Below are 25,448 nucleotides of genomic sequence, written 5' to 3' on the forward strand. Positions count from 1 at the left end.
GTGCGGCGAGAAGGCCGCGATGCTTACGAGCGGCTGCGCACGTACTTTATCGTCGCGGCGCAGGCGGCGCGGGAGGTCGCGGTGCTGTCACCATGGCGGAGACGTCGGCTGGGCATCATGCGCCGGTACGAGCACGCCGCCGAGCACCTCGAACTCGCCTACACCAACAGCCGCGAGATGGTGCATTGGGCCGTGTCGACGATACGCGCCAGTGAACCGGTGCCGGTCGGTCTTCCGGCGTCGATCGAGCACCTCGGCGAGGCGCTCCGGCTGTTGCATCGTGATTTCCTCGCCGGCCAGGAGCCTGACCTTGCGCGGGCGCGGGCCCTGCAGGCCATCAAAGTGGTCAACGAGGCGTGCGCCGACGGTGTCGAGTTCGCCGGGACCGTCGTCGTCTCGAAACTGCGCGTAGGCGTCTCTGAGCTCTTGGAAGCCTCCGGAATGCCACCGACAGAGGCGAAGCACCAGGCGGGCTTGACCGCCGAGAAGTGGGTGATGTACCGGCGGGTGGCTGAATCTGACCAGCGTTTCCAGTGCCGCCCACTGCCCGTCGGTCCGGTCGAACCGCCTTCTCACCGCTGAGGTGGCCGCGAGGTCTCCGGTGTTCAGGGTGTCGTCTCGGTCGATGAACCCGCTACCGGAGACCTCGCTGCGTATCGATCACTCGGGTACCGGCGACGACCCGCTCTGGACCAGCCGCCGTCAGCTGCCTTCCACCCGCTTCTTGAGGGCCTCATTCAGTGCGACGAAGCCCGCCTGCGTGTTGTTCAGCAGCTTTCCGGTGAAAGGCACCAGGATCCCGGTGAACCGCTCGGCCTGCACGAGCCGGGTGCGGCCGTCCGAGGTGGCGGTCAGGGTGAAGATGTGCTCCCCGTCGAAGACTCCGGGCATCAGGAGCCGGCCGATCCAGCGCAGCTCATGTGGTGGTGTCTTGGCCAGGACGCGTGGCTTGAGCGAGATCGGGCTGGAGCCCGGGGGATAGGCCCGGAAGTTCAGCCGTTCGCCCACGGCCAGCCGGCCGGTTGCCTCCCGCAGGAAGGGGTTCCATTCCGGATAGGCGGCGACGTCAATTAGCACCTCCCATACGGCGGCGGGGGCAGCTTCGATCTCGATCTCGGTGGTGATGGTCCTCATGCCGGAATCTTCGCGGCGTGATCGTCACGGCGGGAGGACAGTTCGCGCCGGTGCGGGGACCGAACGCGCGGGATTACGAGGCGGCTCGCCGGTAGTCCGTGGGGCTGCTGCCGTGCCGGCGGTGAAACGCTCGCCGGAAGGCGCGTACGTCCGAGTATCCGAGGCGGGCCGCGATCGAGGCGATCGGCATCGCGCTGTCGCCCAGCAGCTCCGCTGCGAGTGCTGCCCGGGCCGCGTCCACCTCGGCACGCCAGGTCGTGCCCGCCGAGCGCAATCGCTGCTGGAGGGTACGGGGGCTGACGTGCATGTGCGTCGCCGCCGCAGTCAGACTCACCTCGCCGGCTGCCAACGCGCGGGGGAGCCACCGCCGCACCGAATCCAGCGCCGCCGTCTGGTCGTCGACGGCGGGGAATGTCTGGATCCGCCCGGCGGCGTGCCGGCGCAGCACCGTGGCAAGCACCGGGTCGGCGCTGAGGATGCGGGTGGCGAGATCCGCCTTACGGAAGGTCACCGTGTTGGTCGGCTCGCCGAACCGGATTTCTTCGACACCCAGAGCATGGACCAGTGGACGGTGCAACCGGGGCGCGGGCTGCATGAAGCCGACGCTGTACGGCGTGACGCGGGTCCCGGTGGCGCGCTGGGCCATCGCGATCTGGTAGGCGACGCCGAAGCTCGCCGACTGCAGGCTGGTCATGGCGGCATGGTCCGGCGGCACATGCGTGGTCAGGGTGACGAACCTGCCGTCGTCGGTCAGCGTCGCCCCGCCCACGCGGGACAGCGAGGCCAGATGACGCAGCGTGACCTCGATCGCCTCACCGAGCGTCTCGGAAGTCAGGTAGAGCGAGTCCTGGAGGCCGAGCATGCCGACCTCATGGCCGAGCCCGACGTGTGCCCCGACCAGCGGATCGTCCAGGAGCCGCTCGGATCGGCCCCAGAGCGCGTACACGCGCTCGGCACTGACCCATGCGGGCACCTCGAGCCGGCTCAAGTCGAGACCAACCTCTCGCGCCAGCCGCGTGGGATCGGCTCCGAGGCGTGCCAGCGAGGGCAGCAACATCCGCGGCGCCTCGGCCGAGATCAGGACCTCTGACATGATCCGAGAGAGTACTGAACCCCCGGCTCGATCAACCTGTACCGGATCGCGACGATCCTGCGTGCGAAGGAGGCGGGACTGTCGCTGACGTACCGTCATGACAGCCCGAGCGGACATGCCCGGGGTGGCCACGGATCCGGACCGTCGAGTCGTCCTTCCGGGCATTGGCGACCCGGATCCGTGCTGCCTTATCCGGCGTGGTGCCGGCGCTCAAGCCGTGCGCAGCGCCTCGGCCGGGGCGAGACGGGCGGCCCGCGTCGCCGGGTAGACGCCCGCCAGCCCCCCGATGAGGATGGCAGCGGCCAGTCCCGCGCCGATCGCGGCAGCCGGCACGAGCGTCTGCCAGCCGCGGACGGTGGCCGTCGCGTACGTGACCGCGGTGCCCAGCAACACCCCCACCGCGCCGCCGCCCGCGCCCAGCAGCAGCGACTCGACCAGGAATTGGGCCGCGACGTGCCGCCGGGTGGCCCCCAGCGCCCGGCGCAGCCCGATCTCGCCACGCCGCTCCAGGACCGAGATCACCAGCACGTTGGCGATGCCGATGCCGCCCACCAGCAACGCCACCGCGCCCAGACCGAGCAGCAGAACGGTGGCGCCGCCGGTGACCGCGAGCCGGGCGGTGAGCGCTTCGGAGGGCCGGCTCACGGCGACCTCCTCCGGGTGGGCCGGGTTCGCCGCCCGCCCCAGCAGGCCGGCCACCTCGTCGGTACGCTCGGTCTGCGCCCGCACGAAGATCCGGGTCGGGTTGCCGTCGTACCCGAATTGGGCGGCCGCCACCGGCGCGCCGATCAGCGCCGACGCGTCCAGCTCGGGCGCCAGCTCGACCGGCGCCATGATGCCGACCACGGTGTACCAGCGGTGGCCGAGGTAGACCTGCGGGTGGCCGGTGATGTCGCGGATGCCCAGCGACGTGGCGGCGTACTGGCCGAGCACCACCGCCGGATAGCGGGCCAGCGCCGCGTCCAGGAAGCGGCCGTCCACCAGGGTGCCGTCCAGCGTGGCGAGCAGCGCCGGGTCGGTGACCCGCACGGACAGCCCGCCGGTGCGCCCGGGCGGTATCCGGTCGTTGCGGTAGATGCGCACGTCGAGGGTCGCGGTGGCCGCCGAGGTGAGCACCCCATCGGTACGCGCCACCGCCGTGCCCGCGGTCACCGGCAACTTGGCCTCGTCCCCGCGGATGGTCTTGCCGTTGGCCACGGTGAGCAGGTTGGTGCCGACCCGGTCGATGCGGGCGAGCACGTCGGCCTGGCTGGACCGGGTGACGCCGAGCACGGCCACCATGGCGGCGATTCCGATCGCCACCCCGAGGATGGACAGCGCCGCCCGTCCGGGCCGCGACCGCAGGCCCACGGTGCTCACCGGCAGCAGGTCGGCGACGCGCAGGCGGGACCTCACGACGCACCCCCGCTGTCTGCGACCACCAGGCCGTCCCGCAACTGGATGCGGCGCCGCATCGCCGCGGCGACCCGCTCGTCGTGCGTGATCACCACGATGGTGACGCCGTCGTCGTTGAGCTCGCGCAGCAGTTCGACGATCTCGGCGCCGGTGACCGAGTCGAGGTTGCCGGTGGGCTCGTCGGCGAGCACCACGGCAGGGCGGCCGACCAGCGCGCGGGCGATCGCCACGCGCTGCCGCTCGCCGCCGGACAAATGCGCGGCGGGGAAGTCGGCGCGGTGGGCCAGGCCGACCCGCTCGCATGCGGCGCGGGCGGCACGCCGGCGTTCGGCGGCCGGCACGCCGCGGTAGAGCAGGCCGGTCGCCACGTTCTCTGCCGCCGTCAGCCGCTCCAGCAGGAAGAACTGCTGAAAGACGACCCCGAGGAGGTGTGCACGCACACCGGAGAGCTGCCTGTCGCGCAGCTTCTCGACCGGGTGGCCGGCGATGCGTACCGAGCCGCTGGACGGGCGGTCCAGGCCGGCGGCGAGGTTGAGCAGCGTGGTCTTGCCGGAGCCGGACGGGCCGGCGACGGCGACCAACTCGCCGTTGTGCACGGTGAGGGTGACGCCGCGCAGCGATTCGACGGGTGGCGTGCCCGGGTAGACCTTGCGCGTGTCGATCAGCTCCAGGACGGCGGTCATGGCGGTGCCTCCTTTTGCCATGCCGTCCTGGTCCTCGCCGGTGAGGTCGTTGTGCACCACGGTTGGGTGCCGCTCGGCGTGGTCGGTCATGACGCAGGCACCTCCACGGTCTGGCCGGCGGTGAGGCCGCGGACGATCTCCACCTGGCCCGTGCTCTCGTCGAAGCTGCCCGGTTCCACCTGAACCGCGGCCCCGCCGGCCAGACGCACCTGGTAGCCGCCGCCCGGCCGCGCGAGCAGTGCGGCGATCGGGACCAGCAGGACATCGCGGCGGGTGCCGGTGACGATGTCGACGGTCACCGGTGCCTGATCCAGGCCGGAGCCGCGGGGCAGGCGGACCGCGATGGTGAGCGGGACCGTCGCCGTGTCCGGGTTCGCCGGCTGCTGCGGGCCGTTGCCCGAGTCAGCGGAGGGCCCCGTCGCGACCTCGCCGACGGCGTTGACCCGACCGGGGATCGGGTCGGCGTCCGGCAGGCTGACCTCGACCTGGTCGCCGGTGTGTACGGCGCTGCGCTGCGCGGTGTCCAGTTGGGCGGTCACCGCCCGGTCCGTCGACGTCCCGCTGAGCACCGTTGTCCCGGGTCCGACGGTGCCGCCGACCCGGATCTGCAGCTGGATTACGCGCAGCGGGGTGGGCAGGAAGACGACCTCGCCCTGGGTGAGTCGTCCGGTGCGCTGGTACGCCGGCAGCCCCCGGGACGCCTCCCAGCGCCGGATCGCCGCGGCCGTGGCGGCGCTGAAGTGCCGGTCCACGGTGATCCGGTGATACGGGTCGAAGCCCATGGCGACCAGGTTGCGCTCCAGTTGGCGCACGTCGGGGCCGTCGCTCATCCCGTACCGGAAGTCGCGGTAGGCAGGGACGCTCCCCAGCAGGAGGCGGACCGGCGCGTCGGCCACCCGGTAGAGGACACCGCCACGGCCGATCGTGTCGCCCGTGTCGGGTGCCGCGGTGAGCACGCCCGGCGCGCCCTGATGGTCGACCGTGTAGGAGCCGGCGTAGCCGAGGACGCCGCCGACCTGGACGCGTTCGGTGAGCGTGCCTTGGGTGACCTTGGCCGTTCCGATGGCCACCGCGGCGGCGGGTGTGTCCGGGGCGTTCCCCTGGGGGTGGGCGGCGTAGGCCACGCCGGCGGCGAGCGGCGCGGCCACCACAACCGCGAGCACCGTGCCGGTCCCGCGCCGGCGGCTCACTTCTTGCCTCCGTTCGCGCCACCGCCGTTGTCCCTGACGCGGATGTCCCCGCTCCAGATCTGCCGGCACGCCTGCTCCGCGGGGTTCATCCGCTGGGGCGGGAGTCCGTTCGCCAACGGGGTTCCGGTGAGGTCGAATTCGCCAGCGGCGTTCGGGTCGGGGAACTCGGGGACGCCGTGCTCGCGGATGCACCTGGCGTACTCGGCGAGCTTGCGCAGGTCCTCGGCCGAGAGCTTTTCCTTTGGGCGGAAGGCCGTCGGGGGGTAACGGTCCTCGATCGACTTGCACGCCTCGATGACCCCCGGATGGTTCCGCAGGTCCGTCTTCCACTCGTACCCGCCCTGAGGTGGGAATGAGAGGTATCCGTCCGAGGTGAGCTCCGCGTCCGGCATCCGGGACATGCCGTGGTCGCGCATGCACTGGACCCACTCCTGGCCGAGGGCGAGGAGCTGCTGCCGGCTCACCGAGGCGGACGCCGACGGGCTCGACGACGCGGAGGCAGAACCGCCGGCGTCGCATCCGGCGACCCCGGCCCCGACCGCGAGCAGTGCGGCGAGGAACACTGTGGACATTGTTCTGGTCATGGCTTCACGGTGGCCGCCGCAGCGATGGAACTCATCGGACTGGAGTCGGTCCTTGGGCCGCCGCCGGTACCGCGGACGTAGCACCTGAGTCGGACGCTGCCGGGGCCTCCGCTCCCTACCATGGGAATGTGCCCCGGTTCGTGCCGCGCCACTTCCTGACCGACGCCGCCCTGGCGCTGGTGCTGATCGTGCCGACCGTGGGGCCCGGGCTGGTAATGGGATTCCTGGCCAGGACCAACCCGGATGCCGCGGCGGAGTACCTCAAGAAGAACGATCTCCCGGCGGACCAACTGTGGTGGATGTTCGCCGCGCTGATCGTTATCGGCCTGCTGATCAGACAACACCATCCGCCGCTGGCCCTGGTTTTCGCCGGGGCCGGGACGTTCGGCCACCTGTTCATCGACGCCAAGTTCCAGCTGCTCGATCTGGCGCTTCCGCTGGTCCTGTACACCGTGGCCGCGATGGCCCGGAACCGGCGGCTCTCGCTCGCCGTGCTGGCGCTCGCCATGCTCCTGACCTACGCGACGATGGTGGGCGGCCGGATCTATGCCGAACGGCAGGAGTTCGCCCGCAAGCAGGTCGTGCAAGAGCAGGTCGAGGTGGCGTCGGTAGGAAAGGTGGTCAGGCCGGCGCCGTTACCGGCCCCGGTGTTCTCGGTCGACAGACTGGTCAATGTGGGCCAGTCGATGACGGAGCTGTGGCTGCTGCTGGTCGCGGCGTTCGCGGTCGGCGACGCGATGCGCAGCCGGCGCGCGCACCTGGCCGCGGTCGAGCAGCGCACCGCCGACCTGGCCCGGGAGGAGCGACAACGGGCGGCGCTGGCGGTCGCTGCCGAGCGCGCCCGGATCACCCGGGAACTGCACGACGTGGTGGCGCACGGGATTTCGGTGATGGTGGTGCAGGCGCAGGGCGCGTCCGCCGCGCTGGACCGGCATCCGGACCGCGCCGCCACCGCCCTGCAGCACGTGATCACCACCGGGCGGGCCTCGCTCGCCGAGATGCGCCGGCTGCTCGCCGCCGGGCGCACCGATCCGGCCGAGGACGCGCGACTCACCCCGCTGCCCGGCCTCGGCGCGGTGCCCGCGCTGATCGACCAGTTGCGGTCCACCGGAATGCGGATCGAGCTGCACGTCGACGGCGTGCCCGCAGCGGTGCCCGCGACGGTCGATCTGTCCGCGTACCGGATCGCGCAGGAGGCCCTGACGAACACGCTGAAGCACGCGGGCCCGGATGCCGGCGCGGTGCTGCGGCTGGCATTCGAGCCCGGACGGCTCCAGGTGGAGGTGGCCGACGACGGCACGGGCTTGGCGGACGGGGCGGACGGGTGCGGCAACGGGTTGCGCGGCATCGCCGAGCGCGTCGCCATGCTGGGGGGCGAACTGGAAACCGGCCGGTCCGACTCCGGCGGGTTCCGGCTGTGCGCGACGCTGCCGCTGCAGGCGCGCGAGATCACGTCGGTACCGCGATGAGCGTACGGGTGGTGCTGGTCGACGATCAGACGCTGGTGCGCACGGGGTTCCGGCTGGTGCTGGAGGAGACCGGTGACATCGAGGTGGTCGGGGAGGCCGCCGACGGGTCGCAGGCCCTGGACGTGGTGGCCCGCAGCCGGCCCGACGTGGTCCTGATGGACGTGCGGATGCCGGGCCTGAACGGCATCGAGGCCACCCGCCGCATCCGCCTCGGCCCCCACGCGGCCCGCGTGATCATCCTGACCACCTTCGACCTGGACGAGTACGTGCTGGCCGGGCTTCGCGCCGGAGCCAGTGGCTTCCTGCTCAAGGACGCGCTCGCCGCCGACCTGATCTCCGCCGTGCGGGTGGTGGCCGCCGGCGATGCGGTGGCCGCGCCCAGCGTCACCCGCCGCCTCTTCGCGCATTACCTCGGCAAGACCCCGCCCCGATCGGAGGCGACAGCGCGGCTGGCGGCGCTGACCGAGCGCGAGCGCGAGGTGCTGATCCTGGTCGCGCGAGGGCTGTCGAACACGGAAATCGCGGCGGCGCTCTTCGTCTCCGAGAGCACGGTCAAGACGCACCTCGGCCGGATCCTGGCGAAGCTGGGGCTGCGGGATCGGGTGCAGGCGGTCATTCTCGGCTACGAGTGCGGCCTGGTAGAAGTCGGCAACGACCGATAGCGTCGACCAAGCGAAGGGTCGCCGATCGCCGCGGAGGTGTCGCGCTCAGCGCGGAGCGCGGCGGTCTGCTAAGGCGTACGAGGCGGCTGCGGTGAGCGCCGAGACAGCCAGCACGGAGGGCCAGGCGCCGATGCGCCTGGCCAGCGGGTGTGACAGGCCGAAGGCCCCGACGTAGGTCGCGACCAGCGCTGCGGTCACGGCCGGGCTCGTCCGCCGGGCCCACTCGCGGCCCGCCAGCACGCCGCCCGCTGCAAGCACCACGCCGCCGAGGGGGCGGTTACCGGTCCGGCGGGCGAGCTGCCATCCGCCGATGAGGGAGCCCGCTGTGGTCGCTGCGGTGGGGAGGCCCATGCCACGACCGTACACCGGTGGAGGATCGCCTGCGCCCGAAGTTCATGCTGGTCAGAGGTTGGATCCGCCTGCCCGCCCGGTCAGTCGGAGGGAGCGGCGGAGATCAGGTCGCGGGTGATGTCCGTGAGGTCCCGGGCGCCGGTGAGCGCCATGGTGAGGTCGAGTTCGGCCACGACGTTGCGGATGACGTCCTCCACGCCGCGCTGTCCGGCGAGCGCGAGCCCGTACAGGTGCGGCCGGCCGAGCAGGACGGCGTCGGCGCCGAGGGCGAGCGCGACGAAGACGTCCGCTCCGGTGCGGATGCCGCTGTCGAGCAGCAGAGTCGGCTCCGGGCCGATCTCGTCGCGGATGGTGAGCAGGGCGTCGAGAGAGGCGATGGCGTTGTCGACCTGCCGGCCGCCGTGGTTGGACACCACGATGGCGTCCGCCCCCAGGTCGAGCGCACGGCGCGCGTCGTCCGGGTGCAGGATGCCCTTGAGCACCACCGGCAGTCGGGTGCGTTCCCGCAGGGTCTCCAGATGGCGCCAGGACAGCCCTGGGTTGGAGTAGATGTCCAGGAATGTCTCAACCGAGGCGCGGGGCAGGGGGGAGCGCAGGTTGCGCCAGAAGCGCCCCGGATGGTTGCGGGTCATCGCGAGCAGGGTGCGTACGGCGCTCAGGGTGACCCGAACGTCCTGCTTCGTGGCCGGCCCGGCTACCCGGTCGGCGACGATAGCGCCGAAGCGGGGATCCGAGGTGTACTGGGCGATGCCGACGCCGCGGGTGAACGGCAGCGAGCCGAGGTTGAGATCCTGTGGCCGCCAGCCGAGCACGGTGGTGTCCAGGGTGACCACGAGGGCGCCGGCCCCGATCGACTCTGCCCGCTGGATCAAGCTGTCCACGAGGCCCTCGTCCTTGCTCCAGTAGAGCTGGACCCAGCGCGGGGTGTCGCCCATCGCGGTGGCGCACTCCTCCATGGCGTTGCAGCCCTGGTTGGAGAAGACGTATGCGGTGCCGGTGGCGGCCGCGGCGCGGGCGATGGACAGGTCGCTGTCCCGGCCCATCAGCGCACCGGCCCCGACCGGTGCGAGCAGGACGGGGCTGGCGTGGCGGGTGCCGAGCAGGTCGACCGACAGGTCCCGCTCGACCGCGCCGGCCGCCATCCGGGGGACGATCGCCCAGCGGTCGAAGGCGGCCCGGTTCCGCCGCATCGTGCGTCCCTCGCCGGCGCCTCCGGCGACGTAGGCCCAGGCGATCCGGCTGCTGGCGCGGCGTGCCCGCCGCTCCAGCTCGGCGAAGTCGGTCGGTACGACCGGTCGCCGCCCGAGCATGCCTTCCCGGTAGATGTGCTGCAGACGGCTCAGCCCGACACCGGTGGGCGCCGGGTCGGCGCCGGTGCGGGTAGCGGCCGGGGTGCCGATCCTGCTCGGGTCCGTGGCGCCGACGGACTGGCGGGCCGTGTCGGTCATGCTGGGTCCTCCGAGGTGGCTGGCTCCGGCTGCTGCCGAGAGCAGCACCCTAGAACCGAGTCAGCCGACGTGCCAAGTCAGCTGACATGGAATCGTGCGCGCGAGCGCCGAGCATGCACGCCATGGAGACGACCCATGGACGGCGGGCGGCACGGCGCGGGCAGGTCGTTGGCGCGCTGCTGGAAGCCACCCTGGAGGGGCTCCCTTCCCGATCTCCGCAAGCAGGGTCAGCTCGGGACTCCGGCCAGGTCGGCCATCAGGGCCATGTGGTGGTCGAAGTACTCAGCACGTGCCTCGATCGTGCCGTCCAAGCGGCCGAACACCTCAAAGTTGATTAGGCCGAACAGGTGGGTCCAGCCGACGAACACGCGGTCGAGCCGTTCCTCCGGCAGGTCGCCCGGATGTTGGTCGATCAGACGGCGCAGGTCGGCGCGGACAGGTCCGGGGACCGGCGACGACACTGGCTCCAATTGTTCAGAGCCATCGATGACGATGTCCACGAGCAGGGATACCACTTTCGCTGCCAGCGCAACGGTCTCCTGCGGCGCGGCGTAACCGGGTACTGGGCTGCCGTAAAGCAGGCCGTACTCGGCCGGATGCGAGAGCGCCCACGTACGCGCCGCGCGGCAGACGGCTAGCCACCGGCCGCGTAGGTCGTCGCGAGGCACGGCCGATTCGGCTTCGGTCGCCGCCGTGCCCAGCGTCTCGTACGCGTCGATGATCAGCGCGGTGAGCAGGGCGTCGCGGCTCGGGAAGTACCGGTACAGGGCCGAAGGGACGATGCCCATGTCTCTGGCCACGCCGCGCAGCGACAGGTTCGCGCCTTCCGCAGCGAGGTGCCGGCGCGCGACTTCCTTGATCTCTTGGTTCATCTCCGAGCGGACCCGGTCACGCAACGAAGGTGCGGCCATGCCTCCAGTATCGCACAGGTCCGAGAACACTTGAACTGGACGAGAACACTGTTCTTGACGCGGCGACCGCAACCCGAGTACGGTGCACTTGTCCGAGAACGATGTTCTCGCCGAGTCGAAGAGGGTGTTCCCAAGCATGTCCCTTCACGTCATCATCGGAGCCGGCCCGGTCGGCTTGGCCACCGCACGGTTACTCGCTGGCAAAGGCGAGCGAGTGCGTCTTCTCAGCCGTAGTGGTGCCGGCCCGGAACAAGACGGGATCGCCCGCATCACCGCGGATGCCAATGACTCCGACGCTCTCGCCCGGCACGCCGAAGGCGCCATCGCGCTGTACTGCTGCGCAGGCCCGGCATATCACCGCTGGCCCACCGACTGGCCGCCCCTCGGCGCAGCACTCGTGCGTGCCGCGGAGGCGAGCGGGGCAGTGCTCGTCACCACCGGTAACCTCTACGGCTACGGCCAGGTCGATGGCCCGATGACCGAACAGCTGCCGCTGCGTCCCAACTCGGTAAAGGGCAAGGTGCGGGCCAAACTGTGGGCCGACGCACTGGCCGCGCACGAAGCCGGGCGGATCCGGACAGCCGAGGTCCGCGGATCGGACTACCTGGGTGCGGGCACGATCTCCCCGTTCAACGTCATGGTGCTACCCAAGGTGCTCGCCGGTCAGCGCGGTTCAATGCCCGCCGACCTGGACGCGCCGCACAGCTGGACCTACGTCGGTGACGTGGCCCGCACGCTGGTCGCAGTCGCGGCCGACGAGAACGCGTGGGGCCGACCGTGGCATGTGCCCACCGCGCCGCCGCTATCCATCCGTGCGCTTGCCACCCGTGCCGCCGAACTGGCGAAGGCGCCAGTCGCCCAAGTGGCCAAGATGCCCAGCTTCGCACTCCGCCTCGCAGGACTCTTCGATCCGGCTGCGCGGGAGATGATTGAGGTCCAGTACCAGCTACAACGGCCTTTTGTACTGGACTCGTCCGACGCCACGGCCGCCTTCGGGATCGAACCGACCTCGACCGACGAAGCGCTGCGGGAGACCATCGAGGGCTTGCGCGCACCAGCTGCGCGCTGACTCGCTACCGGCTCGATGCGCAGGTGGGCGAGGAGCCGGGCGACGGCGCCGATCGGGTGCACAACGATCAGGTCATGGGCGGCGAGCAGTATCGGCTGGCCGGATTCGATCCGGCAGAGCCGCCGCCCGAGGGCCGGTAGGGGCAGCTGTGTGCCTGATGCCGGTGCTCGTCGTACCGGGAGCCCACGTTCCCGATCGCCCTCGCGAGTTGACAAATGGTGGAGATCACGCCCCTTCGGTGGGACCGGCGGCACGGGTCGGGCAGAGGGGCGCGGGGAGTTCTCGGGCAAGTGAGGAGAAGGTGCGGCAAGCATGGTTAAGCGGGCAGAGATGACGATGACGGTCTCCGGCCGCGACGCCTTCGTGCGGGACGGGCTGACGATGTTGTCCTACAGCGCGCTGGGTGCCTACGCATTCTGGCTGTACGCCTTCGGCCCCGCGCTTGCCCTCCTGCGTGCCGAGCTTGGCTTCTCGTACACAATGATCAGCGTCTACTCGGCGGCGTGGGCTGCCGGTTCAGTACTGGCGGGGGCCGCGTTTCGGCTGCTGGCCGCGACGATTGGCTGGCGTGGCGTGTTGGGGTGGTCTGCATTGGTGACCACCGCCGGCGCCGCCCTGTTCACCCTCACCCACACCGTCGCCATCACGGTGCTGGGCGCCGCGGTCATGGGCTTCGCCGGTACCACCCTGCAGACCACCACGCAGTCGGTGCTCGCCGACCACCACGGCCCGCGTCGAGATCAAGCCCTGGTGGAGATGAACATCGGCGCCGGAATGTGTGCTGTTGTCGCTCCGCTGGCCCTGGGGATCCTCCCGACGACCACAACCACGTGGCGGGCCGCCATGGCACTACCCGCCGTCGGCATCGTTGTGCTGGCCGTTATCTTTCGACACCAGTCGATACCCGCGCCGCCTTCCCGCCCGCCCGGCACGAAGGGCAGGCGCAGCGCCCGGCTTTCCGTGGCGTGTTGGCTGCTATCTACGCTCGTGGCGGTCGGCATCGGGGTTGAGTTCTCCGTCGTGTACTTCGGCGCCGAACTCTTGACCGCTGCGAAGGGGCTGTCCACCTCCGCGGCGGCGACGGCCATGACTGTCCTTTACGCCGGCATCCTGCTCGGTCGGATCGTGGGTGCCCGTCTCACCCGCCGTAAAAGCGGCCATGCCGGCATCCTGGTGGGCCTGTCCCTGGCGGTCACCCTCGCCGGCTTGGTCGCCCTGTGGCTTCCCGACGACGCCGCCTTCGCCCTGCTCGGTCTCTTCCTCACCGGCCTAGGCATCGCCAACCAGTTCCCGCTGGCTCTGGCTCTTGCGTTTGCCACAGCACCGGGTAACACTGACGCCGCCAACGCCCTCGCCCAACTCCTCGGCGGCGTGTTGGTCCTCGCCGCCCCGTTCCTGCTCGGCTCGCTTGCCGACCACATTGGACTGGTTGCCGGCTTCGCGGTCGCACCCGTCCTCACCGCCTTGTCCGGGCTACTGCTCTACGTGGCGCTTCGCCTGGAGCGAAATTGGCTGTGGTAGCCATCTGGGCGTCAGTTGTAGTTCACGGTGAACGATGACCATGAATTTCGGGCCGACGTGCTCGACGCCCTCGATGATCGCAGTCAGTCGGTGCGGGGGAACCCGAGGTTGAGGCCACCGTGGCTCGGGTCGAGCCAGCGGGAGGTGACCACCTTGCCCCGGGTGAAGAACCGCACCCCGTCCATGCCGTGCGCGTGAGTGTCGCCGAACAGGCTGCTCTTCCAACCCCCGAACGAGTAGTACGCCATGGGGACCGGGATCGGCACGTTGATGCCGACCATCCCGACCTCCACCTCCCGCTGGAAGCGCCGGGCCGCGCCGCCGTCGTTCGTGAAGATCGCCGTCCCGTTGCCGTACGGGTTCGTGTTGATCAGATCCAGTCCCGCGTCGTACGACGGGACCCGGACCACGGACAGCACCGGGCCGAAGATCTCCTCCCGGTAGATGGACATCTCCGGGGTGACGTGGTCGAACAGGGTGGGGCCGAGCCAGAAGCCGGCCTCGTCGCCGTCGAAGGGGCCCTCCCGGCCGTCGACCACGAGGGTGGCGCCGGCCTCGATCCCGGCCCGCACGTATCCGGTGACCTTGTCCCGGTGCGCGGCGGTGACCAGTGGGCCCATGTCGCAGCCCTTGGTGCCGTCCCCGGTGCGCAGGCCGCCCATCCGCTCCTTGATCTTCGCCACCAGCCGGTCGGCGACCGGTTCCACGGCGACCAGCGCCGAGATCGCCATGCACCGTTCCCCGGCGGAACCGAAGCCGGCGTTCACCGCCGCGTCGGCGGCCAGGTCGAGGTCGGCGTCGGGGAGCACCAGCATGTGGTTCTTGGCGCCGCCCAGCGCCTGGACCCGCTTGCCGTGCGCGGTGGCCGTCTCGTAGACGTACCGGGCGATCGGGGTGGACCCGACGAACGACACGGCCGCCACGTCGGGGTTGGTCAGCAGCGCGTCGACGGCTTCCTTGTCACCGTGCACCACGTTCATCACGCCGTCCGGCAGGCCGGCCTCGGTCCACAGCCGAGCCACCGCTACCGCCGCCGATGGGTCCTTCTCGCTGGGCTTGAGGATGACCGCGTTGCCGCAGGCGATGGCGATCGGCACGAACCACAGCGGCACCATGGCCGGGAAGTTGAACGGCGAGATCACCGCGACCACGCCGAGCGGCTGGCGGATGGAGTACACGTCCACGTTCGTGGACGCCCCCTCGGTGTAGCCGCCCTGCAGGAGGTGCGGGATGCCGCAGGCGAACTCGGCCACCTCCAGCCCTCGGGTGACTTCGCCGAGGGCGTCGTCGAGGACCTTGCCGTGCTCGGCGGTGATCAGCTCGGCGATCTCCTCTTTGCGCTGGTTGAGCAGCTCCCGGAAGGCGAACAGCACCCGGGTGCGACGGGTCAGCGAGGCGTCCGCCCAGTTCCGGGCAGCGGCCTTCGCCGTGGCGGCCACCTCGGCCACGAGGTCCGCCGAGGCCAGGTCGACCCGGCCGCTGACGGCGCCGGCGGCCGGGTTGTAGACCTCGCCCGTGCGCTCCGGGACGCCCTTCCAGTCGCGGCCGCCGATCAAATGGGTGATCCGGGTGGACATGATGCTCACGCTCCTTCGTTGTGCGGGGCGGCGGTCCGGCGCGGCGTCACAGCCGGACCGCACGGCCGCGGCCGGTGCAGCGTCACAGCCGTGGCTGGGCCGGGGTCATGGCCGTACCCCAAGGATCTCGGCGCGGTCGGCGAGGTCGACCCGGACCGGCGCTCCGGTGGCCAGCGAGGCCACCCCCGCCTCGCAGACCGCCGTCGCCGCGTAGCCGTCCCAGGTGGTCGGGCCCTCGACCACGCCGCGGTGGCAGGCCCGCACCCATGCCTGGACCTCGATGTCGTACGCCCCCGCGAAGCGCTGGCGGTAGTCGTCCGGGATGGGGCCGCCGTAGGCGTTGTCGCGGCGGACCAGCATCTGCTGACCCAGACCGACGGTGGCGCTGCCCAACTCGGCCACCGCCTCGCAGCGCACTTCGTAGCCGACCTGCGAGTTGATGAAGACCTCGGTGGTGGCCAGGCCGCCGCCGACCATGTGAAAGAGCGCGACCTGCGGGTCGCGGAGGCCCTCGGGCGCCCGGCCGCTGGCCGTCGGGGTGAGCAGCGTGATCGTCTCGACCTCGGCGCCGAACAGCCACCGGCACGCGTCCACCTCGTGGACCAGCGAGTCGTTGACGATCGCCGCCGAGTCGCGGAACCACGCCGGAGAGGTCTTGTTCCGGTGGATGTTGTGGACCAGCAGCAGCCGGCCGAGCGGCCCGGCGTCGAGCAACCGCTTCAGCTCGACGTACTCGGGATCGAACCGCCGCATGAATCCCACCTGGACCAGCGGTCGGCCGGCCTTGTCCCGCTCGGCCTCGACCAGCCGCAGCGCGGACGCGCTGTCCGTGGTCAGCGGCTTCTCGCAGAGCGTGTACTTGCCGTGCGCGAGACAGGCGAGGACCTGCTCCTCGTGCGCGAAGCCGGGCGAGGCGATGAGCACGGCGTCCACGTCGTCGTCGGCGATCAGGTCGAATGGGTCGGCCACGTGACGTACGCCCGGATGGCGCGCGGCCACCTCGGCCGCCCGCGCGGCCTCGGCGTCGGCGACGGCCACCAGCTCGGCCCCGGCGATCCGGGTGGCCAGCCGGTCGGCGTGGTCGGCGCCCATGGTTCCGACGCCGACGATGCCCACCCGCAGCGGGCGTTCGATCATTGTTCATTCTCCCCGGTCGGTGCCAGCAGCGGCCGCTGGGCCGCCTTGTGCGCGACGTACTCGGTGTGGGCCCGGCGGGTGGAGGCGAGTTCGCTCACCTGGCTGACCGGGACGTCCCACCAGGATTCGCTGTCCGGGCCGGGCACCAGCGGATCGGTCTGCACGTGGATGACGATCGGACCGCCGTCGGCCGGCGTCGCCTTGGCATCCTTGATCGCCTGTTCAAGGTCGGCCCGGCTGCGTACCTCGATCACGCTCGCTCCGAGGCTGCGCGCGTTGGCCGCGAGGTCCACCGGCAGCGTCCCGCCGTCGAGCCGGCCGGTGGCCGGGTCGCGGTAGCGGTAGCCGGTGCCGAACCGCTGCGAGCCGAGGGACTCGGACAGCGCACCGATCGAGTGGAAGCCGTGGTTCTGCACCAGCACCACAATGATCTTGACGCGTTCCTGCACGGCGGTGACCAGCTCGGTCGGCATCATGAGATACGAGCCGTCGCCCACCAGCACGAACACGTCCCGGTCCGGGTTGGCCAGCCGCACCCCGACGCCGCCGGGGATCTCGTAGCCCATGCAGGAGTAGCCGTACTCCACGTGGTACGCCTTGCGGTCCCGTACCCGCCACAGCTTGTGCAGATCGCCAGGCATCGAGCCGGCGGCGCAGACCACCACGTCCCTGGGGTCGGACAGTTCGTTCACGCAGCCGAGGACGGTGCCCTGGGTCAGCACCCCGTCGGCCAGCCGGCCGGTGACCTCCGGCGACGGATGGTAGACCGCCTCAACCTGGGCGTCCCAGGCCCGGAACAGCTCCGCCTGCTCGTCCCGGTACGCCGGATCGACGGTGTACCCGGCGATGGCCCCGGTGAGCGCGGCGAGCGCCTCCCGGGCGTCCGCGACCACGGGCAGGCCGGCCAGCTTTCCGGCGTCGAACCGGGCGACGTTGACGTTGACGAACCGGACGTCGGGGTGCTGGAACGCGGTGCGCGACGCGGTCGTGAAGTCGCTGTACCGGGTGCCGACGCCGATCACCAGGTCGGCCGTCCGGGCCAGCGCGTTGGCGGCCGTGGTGCCGGTGGACCCGACGGCGCCCATGGCCTGCGGGTGCCCGTGCGGCAGCGCGCCCTTTCCGGCCTGCGTCTCCGCCACCGGGATGCCGGTGGCGTCGCAGAACGCACGCAGTGCCTCCTCGGCCCCGGAGTGGTGCACGCCGCCGCCGGCCACGACCAGCGGCCGGCGGGCCGCCCGGATCAGCGCCGCGGCCCGGTCCACCATGGCCGGCTCCGGCACCGGCCGCGGGACGTACCAGGTCCGCGGCGCGAACAGCTCGACCGGCCAGTCGTACGCCTCGGCCTGCACGTCCTGCGGCAGCTCGACGGTGGCCGCCCCGGTCTCCACCGGATCGGTGAGCACCCGCATGGCGCCGAGCAGCGCGGCTGGCAGGTGCTCGGGCCGGTCCACCCGGTCGAAGTATCGGGACAGCGGGCGGAAGGCGTCGTTGACCGTCCGGTCGCCGGTCTCCGGCATCTCGATTTCCTGAAGCACCGGCCGGGCCACCCGGGTGGCGAACGTGCCCGACGGCAGCAACAGCACCGGCAGCCGGTTGACGGTGGCCAGCGCGGCGCCGGTGAGCATGTTGGTCGAGCCGGGGCCGACCGAGGCGGTGCACGCCCAGGTGGACATCCGGTCGCGCTGCCGGGCGTACGCCACCGCGGTGTGCACCATCGCCTGCTCGTTGCGGACCAGCACGTACGGCAGCCGGTCCGGGCCGCCGGCCAGCTCGTCCTGGAGCAGGGCCTGGCCGAGCCCGGCGACGTTGCCGTGCCCGAAGATGCCCAGACAGCCGGCGAACAGGCGGTGGCGCTCGCCGTCCCGCTCGGTCCACTGGTTGGCGAGGAAGCGCACCACGGCCTGGCCCACCGTCAGCCGCACCGTCCCGGCGCTGGTGGTCATCGGTAACCTCCGTTCGACAGTCGTGGATCAACGGCCTGCTGGTCCCAGGTGCCGCGGACCCACGCGTGTGCCGGGTCGTCGCAGATCAGCCAGGCGCGGGTCGCGCCGGGACCGGCCATCACGTTCAGGTAGTAGAGGTCGTAGCCGGGCGGGGCCATCGCCGGCCCGTGCCAGCCGTGCGGCACCAGCACCACGTCGCCGGTGCGCACCTCGGCCAGCACGTCCAGCGGCCGTTCCGGGGTGCCGTACACCCGCTGGTAGGCCACCGGATCGGTGCCGCCGCCCTCCGCCGCCCGGACCTCGAAGTAGTAGATCTCCTCGAGCGCGGTCTCCGCGCCGGCCCGCTCCTCGTCGTGCTTGTGCGGTGGATAGGAACTCCAGTTGCCGGCCGGGGTGACCACCTCGCAGGCGATGATCGAGTCCGCCTCCAACACGTCCGGCACGCCGAAGTTGCGGACCAGCCTGGAGGCCGTACCCGCGCCGCGCAGCTCGACCGGCACCTCGGCAGCGGCCAGCTGGCGGAACGGTGGCGGGCTGGCGCGTTTCCGCGCCCTCGCCCCGCACAACGCCACGCGGGCCGGGGCGCTGCCGTCGTTGCACACGGTGAGCCGGCTGCCGCGCGGGACGTAGGCGACATCGGTGGGTCCGGCGAAGACGTCCGGCCGCCCGGCGAGCCGGGCCTCGTGGTGCCGGCCGGCGCTGTCCGCCGCGGTCACCGCGCAGCCACCGCGCAGCGGCACCACCACCGCCTCGCTGTCGCCGAGGTCCAGCTCCACCCGTCCGCCGGGGTCCAGCTCGGCCACCCGCAGGGTGGTGTGCCGCCACCCCGGAACAGCGTCGGTGATCGACACCGGGAACCCGTCCTCGGTGGCGCTGCCGTACGGCCGTACCCAGCGGCCGTTGTCCCCGGTCACCGTCCACCCCCGTGCACCAGCGCCGCGGCGGTGTCCACCGCGGCGGCCACGTCCCCGTCCGGCGGGTACAGCAGCGCCCGGCCCACCACGAGCCCGCGCACGCTCGGCAGGTCAAGCGCCGCGGCCCAGCCCGCGTACGTCTCGTCCGCCGGGCCGGTGGGGTCGCCGCCGAGCAGCAGGGTGGGCAGCGTGGTGGCCGCCATGACCCGGGCGAGGTCGGCCACGACCGGCAGCTTCAGCCAGGTGCGCCGGCTGGTCACGCCGAGCCCGGCGGCGATCTGGATGGCCCGGATGGTCGAGTCGGGGTCGAGCAGGTTGCGCACCCGGCCGTTGTCGCGTACCGAGAGGAACGGCTCCACCATTGCCATCACGTCGTGCCCGGCGAGTTCGGTGACCGCGCGAGCGCTTGCCGCCAGGGTGGCCGCGGTCGCCGGGTCGTCCAGGCAGATCCGGGTGAGCATCTTGCCGCCGTCAAGCCGCCGGGCGGCGATCTCGTCGGCCGTGTAGGCGGTGAACCGGTCGTCGAACTCGAAAACCGCGCCGTGCAGGCCGCCCCGGTTCATCGAACCGATGACGACCTTCTCCTCCAGCGCGCCGAGCAGCAGCAGGTCGTCGAGGACGTCCGGGGTGCCGAGTACCCCGTCCACCCCTGGCCGGGACAGCGCGACGACCAGCCGGTCCAGCAGTTCGGCCCGGGAGGCCATGGCCAGCCGGTCGCCGCGGACCCCCAGCGATCCGCGCGCCGGGTGGTCCGCGGCCACGATGAGTAGCCGCCCGTCCGCGCCGGCCAGGTTCCGCCGCTTCCGGGTCCGCCAGCCGTCCGTGATCCGCCGTGGTTCCCGTACCCGGATCTCGGTGAGCTCGGCGGTGTCCAGCCGCGCCAGCGTCATTGTGGGATCTCCTTCCCGGCGCCGGTTGGGGCGGCGCCCCCGGCGGCCGTTCCGATCCCGGCGCCGGCCGAGCCGGCCGCGCCGTTCGCCGGGCGGGCCGGCCCCACCGCGCCCGCGGCGAGGGCCGCCTCGACCTCCGGCTCGGTGGGCATCGCGGTCGAGCACTCCAGCCGGCCGGCCACGATCGCCCCGGCCACGTTCGCGAACCGCAGGATCCGCTCCAGGTCCCAGCCGCTGAGCAGGCCGTGCACGAGTGCCCCGCCGAACGCGTCCCCGGCGCCCAACCCGTTCACCACGGTCACCGGGAACGGTGGCACCTCGACCCGCTCGCCGGCCGTCGCGGCCAGCACGCCCTTCGGCCCCTGCTTCACCACGGCCAACTCCACCCCGCGCTCGAGCAGGGCGTCCGCCGCCCGGTGCGGGTCGGTCTCGCCGACCGCGACCGCGCACTCCTCGCGGTTGCCGACCGCGACCGTGACGTGGTCGAGCGCCGCGCGCACCTGGGCGGCGGCCTCGCCCGGGTCGGGCCAGAACATCGGGCGGTAGTCGAGGTCCAGCACGGTGTTTGGCCGGCGCCCGCGGGCCTGCCACGCCGCGAAGTGGGCGGCGCGGGACGGTTCCTGGGACAGGCCGGTGACGGTGGCCCAGAAGACCCGGGCCGCGCGGATCGCGGGAAGCGGCAGTTCGTTCGCCTCGATCATCAGGTCCGGGGCGATCGGGTAGCGGTAGAAGTACAGCGGGAAGTCGTCCGGCGGGAAGACCTCGCAGAAGGTGACCGGCGTGGGCGGCCCGGCCACGGCGCTGACGAACCGGTCGTCCACACCGAGCCGGCGCAGCTCGCGATGGACGTAGCGCCCGAACGGGTCCCGGCCGGTCCGGGTGATGATCGCGGATCGACGGCCGTGCCGGGCGGCGGCCACCGTCACGTTCGTCGCGCTGCCGCCGAGGAACTTCTCGAACCGCGTGACGTCCTCCAGGCCCACGCCATGGTCCAGCGGATAGACGTCCACCCCGCACCGGCCGACGGCCACCAGGTCGTACGCCGAGGGCTCGCCGCCCGGCCGGTCACCGAGCATCGACGCCGCCATGGCGTCAGTGTTCCGCCGGGATCGCCCCGGCCACGTCGAGCAGGTACGCGACGCTGGCCCGGACGTCCGCCACGGGCCCGGTCTCGCCGCCACCGGGCGGGCCGGTCAGCACCGTGTCCTGTTCGAGGACGTACCAGCCCCGGTAGCCGGCGCCCTCCAGCGCCGTGACGATGGCCGCGACGTCGACGTCCCCCTGGCCGAGCGGCACGTACATGCCCTGCGCCACCGCGTCGCTGTAGCTCACCGCGCCGTCGCGTACCCGGTCGGCCCAGTCGCTCCGGACGTCCTTGAGGTGCACGTGGGCGATCCGCCCGGGGTGCTGGCGGGCCACGGCGACCGGATCGCCCCCGCCGGCGAGCAGGTGACCGGTGTCCAGGCACAGGCCGATCCGGCTGCCGGCAAGCACCCGCTCGGTCTCCGTGCCGGTCTGCACCATCGTGCCCACGTGCGGATGCAGGGTCGCCACGAGTCCGTGGCCGGCGGCCAGCGCGTCGATCCGGTCGAGGTTGCCCAGCAGCGTGGCCCAGGCGGCGTCGTCCAGGGCGGGTCGATCGTCGTAGCCGTCGACGCCGGTGGCCGCGGCCAGGACCACGGTGGACGCCCGCGCGGCGACCAGGCCGGTGATCGCCCGCTCGACCTCGGGTACCGGATCGCGGTCCGGGTCGTGCAGCACGACCGGTACGAATTGCCCCACCGCCGTGAGGCCGTAGCGGCCGAGGGTGGTCACCTTGCCGGCGGGATCGTCCGGAAGAAACCCGTCCGGGCCGAACTCGGTGGCCACCAGGCCCAGTTCGCGCATTTGCCGGAGCACGGTGTCCGGGTCGAGCTGGTAGCCCCAGCCGGGCACCTCGCAGACCCCCCACGAGATCGGGGCTCCGGCGATCCGGTCGGCCAGCGTGGCCGGTTGTGTCATCGTCTTCTCCTTGACGGGGTGCCGGTCAGCGCAGCAGGTCCGCCAGCCCCGGCAACCTCTCCCGGTAGCCGGCCAGCAGCCGGCGCGCGGTGGTCACCGAGTCGACCAGCGGATGCAACGCCAGCGCCTTGACCGCCAGCGCCGCCGATCCGCTGGCCGCGGCCTCGATCGTCAGCTGCTCCACCGCCTTGACCTGCTGCACGAGCCCGAGCATGTGGCCCGTCAGCGGGTCCGTCGCCATCGGTCGGGCGCCGGCGGCGTCCACCACGCAGGGCACCTCGACCACCGCGTCGGCGGGCAGTCCGGGAACGGCCGAGCCGTTGCGGACGTTGAGGATCATCGTCGAGGCGCCCCCGCCGGCTATGCCCGCCATCAGGTCGAGCGCCACCTGCTGGTAGCCGCCCCCGGCGATGTCCTGCTGATCCCGCTCTCCGGCGCCGGCGCTGTCCCGGCTCTCCGCCATGTAGGTGGACTCCCGCTCGGCCCGGGTGCGCGTCCAGATCTCCAGGGCGTCGGCGGGCCGCTCGGCCACCTCCGCGTAGAACCGCTCCTGCTGCTGGCGCAGGAACTCGCCCCGGGTGGCGGCCGCCTCCCGGATCGAGGTGACCGCGTCCCGGTTGTAGTAGTAGTAGTACAGGTACTCGTTCGGGATGGCCCCCAGCGACCGGACCCAGTCCAGACCCAGCAGGCGGGCTTCCTCCAGCTGGCCGAGCAACGCGTCGTCGGCCAGCAGGTCGGGCAGCCGGTCGACGCCGTCCACCCGCAGCGCGCGCAGCCAGCCGAGGTGGTTGAGCCCGACGTAGTCCATCGCTACCCGCGCGCCGTCCAGGCCCAGCACCCGGGCGGCGCGCTCGCCGAGCCCGATGGGCGAGTCGCAGATGCCGATCACCCGGTCACCCAGCAGGCGTTGCATCGCCTCGGTGACCATGCCGGCCGGGTTGGTGAAGTTGATGACCCAGGCGTGCGGCGCGCGGCGGGCCACCCGGGCGGCGATGTCCAGGCATACCGGGATGGTGCGCAGCCCGTACGCGAGCCCGCCGGGTCCGGTGGTCTCCTGGCCGAGGACGCCGAGGTCGAGCGCGACCCGCTCGTCCACGGTCCGGCCGGCGAGCCCGCTCACCCGGATCGCGGAGAACACGAAGTCGGCACCGTCCAGCGCGTCGTCCAGATCGGTCGTCGTACGCACCTTTGGGGCGTCCGGTCGGCCGGCCGCCAGTTGGTCGAGCACCGCGCGCACGGCGGCCAGCCGGTGCTCCGCGACGTCGTGCAGGACGACCTCGCGGACGTCCGGTCCGCCGTCCTGGGTGAGCAGTTGCCGGTAGACCAGTGGGACCCGGAAGCCGCCACCGCCTAGGACGGTCAGTTTCACGCTTGGATGACCTCCGTGTCGGCCTGGGCGTAGACAGCCAGGGTCGCGGGATCGACGCCGTCGTTGGTGATGATCACGTCAACGTCCTCGGGACCGCAGACCGGCAGCAGCCCCGAGCCGGGGAACTTGCCACGGTCGGCGAGCACCACCGTCTGCTCGGCCGCCTCGATCATGGCCTTCTTGACCGGCACCTCCACCAGGGTGGTGTCCATCACCTGGCCGTCGCGGCGGATGCCGCTGGTGCCCAGGAACAGCCGGTGCGCGCGGAGCTGCCGCAGCGCGTCCTCGGTGAGCATGCCCACCATGGACAGATAGTTGCGGCGCAGGATGCCGCCGAGCACCAGCAGCTCGACCGCCTCGTCGTCGCGCAGCTCGTCGACCACCGCGAGGCTGCTCGTGATGACGGTGACCCGGCGGCCGCGCAGATGCCGGGCGAGTCGCGCCGTGGTGGTGCCGATGTCCAGCAACAGCACCTCACCGTCCTGGACCAGGTCGGCGGCGCGCCGCGCCACCGCCTCCTTCTCGTCCGGCGCGACGGCCGCGACCTCGGCGAACGGCACCTCCTCGACCTGGACGCTACCCGCGCCGCCGCGGATGCGCCGCAAGGCGCCGTGGGCGTTGAGCACCTGGAGGTCCCGGCGGATGGTCGAGGCGCTGACTCCCAGGTCAGCGGCGAGCGACGAGACCGAGACGACTCCCGAGGATCGGACCCGGCGGACGATTTGCTCGTGTCGGCTGACTGGAAGCACGGCATGAAGCTAGCACCGGTCCGCGCAACGTACAACCAACAACGCGCAGTGAGCGTCACTTCTACGCAAGATTGCGCAGAAGAGGGCTTGCCGATCCGCGTTTCGCGGAGCAACATGCACAGGACACCGACAGGTCACCGCGCCAGCGAGCCAAACTCGTCCGGAAGTGAGCAGAAGTGAGCAGGGCAGCACGCAACGACGCCGACGCCCCCGCGTCCCCATTCGACAAGCCGCGCTGGGATCCGCTGGCCGCGGTCCGGCGGCGGGACCCCGCCGCGATGGACGTGTTCATTTCCGGAACGGTCTTCCTCGACATCGTCTTCACCGGACTGCCCACCGCACCGGCGGCCGGCACCGAGGTCTGGGCGGCCGGCATGGGATCCGCGCCCGGCGGCATCGCCAACCTGGCGGTGGCTGCGGCCCGGCTCGGCCTGCGCACCAGCCTGGCCGCCGGCTTCGGGGACGACGCCTATGGTGACTTCTGCTGGCGCACGCTGGGACAGGAGGGCGTGGACCTGTCCGGCTCCCGGCGATTCACCCACTGGCACACCCCGGTCACCGTCTCGATGGCGGTCGACCGGGACCGGAGCATGGTGACCCACGGCCACGACCTGCCCGTTTCGGCGGACGAGATGATCGGCCAGCCGCCGCGCTCCCGGGCGGTCGTGGCCAGCCTCGGCGACGTGGACGGCGGTGTCGAGCTGCCCGGCTGGGCCCGCCGGGCCGGGGCCGAGGGCGCCCTCGTCTTCGCGGACGTGGGTTGGGACCCCTCCGGTCGATGGAACCCAGGGCTGGCCGAGCAGCTCGCCGACTGCCACGCATTTATTCCCAACGCGGTCGAGGCGATGTCGTACACCCACACCGACACCCCCGAGGCGGCGCTGCGCGCCATCGCCGACTGGGTGCCGCTGGCCGTGGTGACCCTCGGTGGGGAGGGGGCGATGGCCATCGACTCCAGCACCGGCGAGGCGGAGCGCGTGCCGCCGCTGCCCAGCGTCGCACTGGATCCCACCGGGGCGGGCGACGTCTTCGGCGCCGGGCTGGTGCTCGGCACGGTAGCCGGCTGGCCGCTGCGTGAGCGGTTGCTCTTCGCGGGGCTCTGCGCCGGGCTCGCCGTCCGGCACTTCGGCGGCTCGCTGGCCGCGCCCGGCTGGGGCGACTTGACGGACTGGTGGCGGAACACCGCGGGCCGCGCCGCCGCCGGCGACACGGAGGCGCGGGACCTGGCCACCCGGTACGGATTCCTCCCTGACCTGCTGCCGTCCGGGCCGGTGTGTGAGGTCCGGCGCGCCCATGCAACGCTGGCCCGTTACTCGGATCTCGACGCCGCGTAACAGAACGAATCCCCTATATCGCCC

General features: G+C 72.0%; 24 protein-coding genes. 6 read left to right on the top strand and 18 right to left on the bottom strand.

What is annotated here, in order from left to right; translation table 11 throughout:
* Entirely contained in the window at positions 1 to 582 is a 582-nt protein-coding gene (locus ACFYOS_RS05090) for a hypothetical protein (protein WP_387136118.1), read from the top strand.
* A 120-nt stretch (positions 583 to 702) separates the two neighbouring features.
* Here ACFYOS_RS05090 and ACFYOS_RS05095 read toward each other — a convergent pair whose 3' ends face one another.
* The 6 genes from ACFYOS_RS05095 to ACFYOS_RS05120 form a co-directional block, all read right to left on the bottom strand.
* Positions 703 to 1,134 (bottom strand): SRPBCC family protein, encoded by a 432-nt coding sequence (locus tag ACFYOS_RS05095; RefSeq protein ID WP_387136119.1) that lies wholly within the window; start codon positions 1,132 to 1,134, stop codon positions 703 to 705.
* Positions 1,135 to 1,207: 73 nt separating this feature from the next.
* The gene (locus ACFYOS_RS05100; RefSeq protein ID WP_387136120.1) at positions 1,208 to 2,326 is read right to left on the bottom strand and encodes an AraC family transcriptional regulator ligand-binding domain-containing protein; all 1,119 of its coding nucleotides are present in this window, start codon (positions 2,324 to 2,326) and stop codon (positions 1,208 to 1,210) included.
* Positions 2,327 to 2,437: 111 nt separating this feature from the next.
* On the bottom strand, positions 2,438 to 3,622 hold the full coding sequence (locus tag ACFYOS_RS05105; protein WP_387136121.1) for an ABC transporter permease: 1,185 nt from the start codon (positions 3,620 to 3,622) through the stop codon (positions 2,438 to 2,440).
* The gene (locus ACFYOS_RS05110) at positions 3,619 to 4,305 is read right to left on the bottom strand and encodes an ABC transporter ATP-binding protein (RefSeq protein ID WP_387136350.1); all 687 of its coding nucleotides are present in this window, start codon (positions 4,303 to 4,305) and stop codon (positions 3,619 to 3,621) included. The genes ACFYOS_RS05105 and ACFYOS_RS05110 overlap by 4 nt, the downstream gene beginning before the upstream one ends.
* Positions 4,306 to 4,391: 86 nt before the next feature.
* Complete coding sequence (locus ACFYOS_RS05115) at positions 4,392 to 5,495, bottom strand: peptidoglycan-binding protein (protein ID WP_387136122.1); 1,104 nt, start codon at positions 5,493 to 5,495, stop codon at positions 4,392 to 4,394.
* On the bottom strand, positions 5,492 to 6,079 hold the full coding sequence (locus tag ACFYOS_RS05120) for a hypothetical protein (RefSeq protein WP_387136123.1): 588 nt from the start codon (positions 6,077 to 6,079) through the stop codon (positions 5,492 to 5,494). The genes ACFYOS_RS05115 and ACFYOS_RS05120 overlap by 4 nt, the downstream gene beginning before the upstream one ends.
* A 128-nt stretch (positions 6,080 to 6,207) precedes the next feature.
* Between ACFYOS_RS05120 and ACFYOS_RS05125 the strand changes: the two genes are divergently transcribed.
* Together ACFYOS_RS05125 and ACFYOS_RS05130 are read left to right on the top strand one after the other, a co-directional pair.
* Positions 6,208 to 7,548: a sensor histidine kinase gene (locus tag ACFYOS_RS05125; protein WP_387136124.1), complete on the top strand. Its 1,341-nt coding sequence runs from the start codon at positions 6,208 to 6,210 to the stop codon at positions 7,546 to 7,548.
* Positions 7,545 to 8,210 (top strand): response regulator, encoded by a 666-nt coding sequence (locus ACFYOS_RS05130; RefSeq protein ID WP_387136125.1) that lies wholly within the window; start codon positions 7,545 to 7,547, stop codon positions 8,208 to 8,210. Before ACFYOS_RS05125 ends, ACFYOS_RS05130 begins: the two co-directional genes overlap by 4 nt.
* A 45-nt stretch (positions 8,211 to 8,255) precedes the next feature.
* Here the strand turns inward: ACFYOS_RS05130 and ACFYOS_RS05135 are convergent, their stop codons facing one another.
* The 3 genes from ACFYOS_RS05135 to ACFYOS_RS05145 form a co-directional block, all read right to left on the bottom strand.
* Positions 8,256 to 8,561, bottom strand: coding sequence for a hypothetical protein (locus ACFYOS_RS05135; protein WP_387136126.1), 306 nt, complete (start codon positions 8,559 to 8,561; stop codon positions 8,256 to 8,258).
* 80 nt (positions 8,562 to 8,641) lie between these two features.
* A complete protein-coding gene (locus ACFYOS_RS05140; protein ID WP_387136127.1) occupies positions 8,642 to 10,009 on the bottom strand; it encodes an alpha-hydroxy-acid oxidizing protein in 1,368 nt (455 codons plus the stop codon).
* 227 nt (positions 10,010 to 10,236) lie between these two features.
* The gene (locus ACFYOS_RS05145; protein WP_387136128.1) at positions 10,237 to 10,920 is read right to left on the bottom strand and encodes a TetR/AcrR family transcriptional regulator; all 684 of its coding nucleotides are present in this window, start codon (positions 10,918 to 10,920) and stop codon (positions 10,237 to 10,239) included.
* A 136-nt stretch (positions 10,921 to 11,056) separates the two neighbouring features.
* Between ACFYOS_RS05145 and ACFYOS_RS05150 the strand changes: the two genes are divergently transcribed.
* Positions 11,057 to 11,989, top strand: a complete 933-nt coding sequence (locus tag ACFYOS_RS05150) for an NAD-dependent epimerase/dehydratase family protein (protein WP_387136129.1) — start codon at positions 11,057 to 11,059, stop codon at positions 11,987 to 11,989.
* Positions 11,990 to 12,301: 312 nt separating this feature from the next.
* Positions 12,302 to 13,510 (top strand): MFS transporter, encoded by a 1,209-nt coding sequence (locus ACFYOS_RS05155; protein ID WP_387136130.1) that lies wholly within the window; start codon positions 12,302 to 12,304, stop codon positions 13,508 to 13,510.
* An 83-nt stretch (positions 13,511 to 13,593) separates the two neighbouring features.
* On the opposite strand, the gene ACFYOS_RS05160 is transcribed toward ACFYOS_RS05155, so the two are convergent.
* From ACFYOS_RS05160 to ACFYOS_RS05200, 9 genes are all read right to left on the bottom strand, one after another.
* Positions 13,594 to 15,087 (bottom strand): CoA-acylating methylmalonate-semialdehyde dehydrogenase, encoded by a 1,494-nt coding sequence (locus ACFYOS_RS05160; RefSeq protein WP_387136131.1) that lies wholly within the window; start codon positions 15,085 to 15,087, stop codon positions 13,594 to 13,596.
* A 105-nt stretch (positions 15,088 to 15,192) separates the two neighbouring features.
* Positions 15,193 to 16,224: a Gfo/Idh/MocA family protein gene (locus ACFYOS_RS05165; protein WP_387136132.1), complete on the bottom strand. Its 1,032-nt coding sequence runs from the start codon at positions 16,222 to 16,224 to the stop codon at positions 15,193 to 15,195.
* Positions 16,221 to 18,167, bottom strand: coding sequence for a 3D-(3,5/4)-trihydroxycyclohexane-1,2-dione acylhydrolase (decyclizing) (gene iolD / locus ACFYOS_RS05170; RefSeq protein WP_387136133.1), 1,947 nt, complete (start codon positions 18,165 to 18,167; stop codon positions 16,221 to 16,223). The genes ACFYOS_RS05165 and iolD overlap by 4 nt, the downstream gene beginning before the upstream one ends.
* Positions 18,164 to 19,081 carry a 5-deoxy-glucuronate isomerase gene (iolB, locus tag ACFYOS_RS05175; RefSeq protein ID WP_387136134.1) on the bottom strand — a complete coding sequence of 306 codons (918 nt, stop codon included), beginning with the start codon at positions 19,079 to 19,081 and terminating at the stop codon, positions 18,164 to 18,166. Before iolB ends, iolD begins: the two co-directional genes overlap by 4 nt.
* Complete coding sequence (locus ACFYOS_RS05180; protein WP_387136135.1) at positions 19,078 to 19,971, bottom strand: aldolase; 894 nt, start codon at positions 19,969 to 19,971, stop codon at positions 19,078 to 19,080. The genes iolB and ACFYOS_RS05180 overlap by 4 nt, the downstream gene beginning before the upstream one ends.
* On the bottom strand, positions 19,968 to 21,059 hold the full coding sequence (gene iolC, locus ACFYOS_RS05185; protein WP_387136136.1) for a 5-dehydro-2-deoxygluconokinase: 1,092 nt from the start codon (positions 21,057 to 21,059) through the stop codon (positions 19,968 to 19,970). The genes ACFYOS_RS05180 and iolC overlap by 4 nt, the downstream gene beginning before the upstream one ends.
* 4 nt (positions 21,060 to 21,063) lie before the next feature.
* The gene (locus ACFYOS_RS05190; protein ID WP_387136137.1) at positions 21,064 to 21,972 is read right to left on the bottom strand and encodes a TIM barrel protein; all 909 of its coding nucleotides are present in this window, start codon (positions 21,970 to 21,972) and stop codon (positions 21,064 to 21,066) included.
* 25 nt (positions 21,973 to 21,997) lie between these two features.
* The gene (locus ACFYOS_RS05195; protein ID WP_387136138.1) at positions 21,998 to 23,341 is read right to left on the bottom strand and encodes a 6-phospho-beta-glucosidase; all 1,344 of its coding nucleotides are present in this window, start codon (positions 23,339 to 23,341) and stop codon (positions 21,998 to 22,000) included.
* Positions 23,338 to 24,090: a DeoR/GlpR family DNA-binding transcription regulator gene (locus ACFYOS_RS05200; protein WP_387136139.1), complete on the bottom strand. Its 753-nt coding sequence runs from the start codon at positions 24,088 to 24,090 to the stop codon at positions 23,338 to 23,340. Before ACFYOS_RS05200 ends, ACFYOS_RS05195 begins: the two co-directional genes overlap by 4 nt.
* Before the next feature lie 176 nt (positions 24,091 to 24,266).
* Here ACFYOS_RS05200 and ACFYOS_RS05205 point away from each other — a divergent pair, with 176 nt between their 5' ends.
* Positions 24,267 to 25,424 (top strand): PfkB family carbohydrate kinase, encoded by a 1,158-nt coding sequence (locus ACFYOS_RS05205; RefSeq protein WP_387136140.1) that lies wholly within the window; start codon positions 24,267 to 24,269, stop codon positions 25,422 to 25,424.
* Positions 25,425 to 25,448 lie beyond the last annotated feature (24 nt).

This window comes from Micromonospora sp. NPDC005806, assembly GCF_042871425.1.
Classification (GTDB): domain Bacteria; phylum Actinomycetota; class Actinomycetes; order Mycobacteriales; family Micromonosporaceae; genus Micromonospora.

What these genes read in the sequence shown, in the direction of transcription:
- ACFYOS_RS05095 (WP_387136119.1), bottom strand. Translation starts at nt 1,134, where the DNA reads ATGAGGACCATCACCACCGAGATCGAGATCGAAGCTGCCCCCGCCGCC.
- ACFYOS_RS05100 (WP_387136120.1), bottom strand. Translation starts at nt 2,326, where the DNA reads ATGACGGTACGTCAGCGACAGTCCCGCCTCCTTCGCACGCAGGATCGT.
- ACFYOS_RS05110 (WP_387136350.1), bottom strand. Translation starts at nt 4,305, where the DNA reads ATGACCGCCGTCCTGGAGCTGATCGACACGCGCAAGGTCTACCCGGGC.
- ACFYOS_RS05120 (WP_387136123.1), bottom strand. Translation starts at nt 6,079, where the DNA reads ATGACCAGAACAATGTCCACAGTGTTCCTCGCCGCACTGCTCGCGGTC.
- ACFYOS_RS05130 (WP_387136125.1), top strand. Translation starts at nt 7,545, where the DNA reads ATGAGCGTACGGGTGGTGCTGGTCGACGATCAGACGCTGGTGCGCACG.
- ACFYOS_RS05135 (WP_387136126.1), bottom strand. Translation starts at nt 8,561, where the DNA reads ATGGGCCTCCCCACCGCAGCGACCACAGCGGGCTCCCTCATCGGCGGA.
- ACFYOS_RS05140 (WP_387136127.1), bottom strand. Translation starts at nt 10,009, where the DNA reads ATGACCGACACGGCCCGCCAGTCCGTCGGCGCCACGGACCCGAGCAGG.
- ACFYOS_RS05145 (WP_387136128.1), bottom strand. Translation starts at nt 10,920, where the DNA reads ATGGCCGCACCTTCGTTGCGTGACCGGGTCCGCTCGGAGATGAACCAA.
- ACFYOS_RS05150 (WP_387136129.1), top strand. Translation starts at nt 11,057, where the DNA reads ATGTCCCTTCACGTCATCATCGGAGCCGGCCCGGTCGGCTTGGCCACC.
- ACFYOS_RS05155 (WP_387136130.1), top strand. Translation starts at nt 12,302, where the DNA reads ATGGTTAAGCGGGCAGAGATGACGATGACGGTCTCCGGCCGCGACGCC.
- ACFYOS_RS05160 (WP_387136131.1), bottom strand. Translation starts at nt 15,087, where the DNA reads ATGTCCACCCGGATCACCCATTTGATCGGCGGCCGCGACTGGAAGGGC.
- ACFYOS_RS05165 (WP_387136132.1), bottom strand. Translation starts at nt 16,224, where the DNA reads ATGATCGAACGCCCGCTGCGGGTGGGCATCGTCGGCGTCGGAACCATG.
- iolD (WP_387136133.1), bottom strand. Translation starts at nt 18,167, where the DNA reads ATGACCACCAGCGCCGGGACGGTGCGGCTGACGGTGGGCCAGGCCGTG.
- ACFYOS_RS05180 (WP_387136135.1), bottom strand. Translation starts at nt 19,971, where the DNA reads ATGACGCTGGCGCGGCTGGACACCGCCGAGCTCACCGAGATCCGGGTA.
- iolC (WP_387136136.1), bottom strand. Translation starts at nt 21,059, where the DNA reads ATGGCGGCGTCGATGCTCGGTGACCGGCCGGGCGGCGAGCCCTCGGCG.
- ACFYOS_RS05190 (WP_387136137.1), bottom strand. Translation starts at nt 21,972, where the DNA reads ATGACACAACCGGCCACGCTGGCCGACCGGATCGCCGGAGCCCCGATC.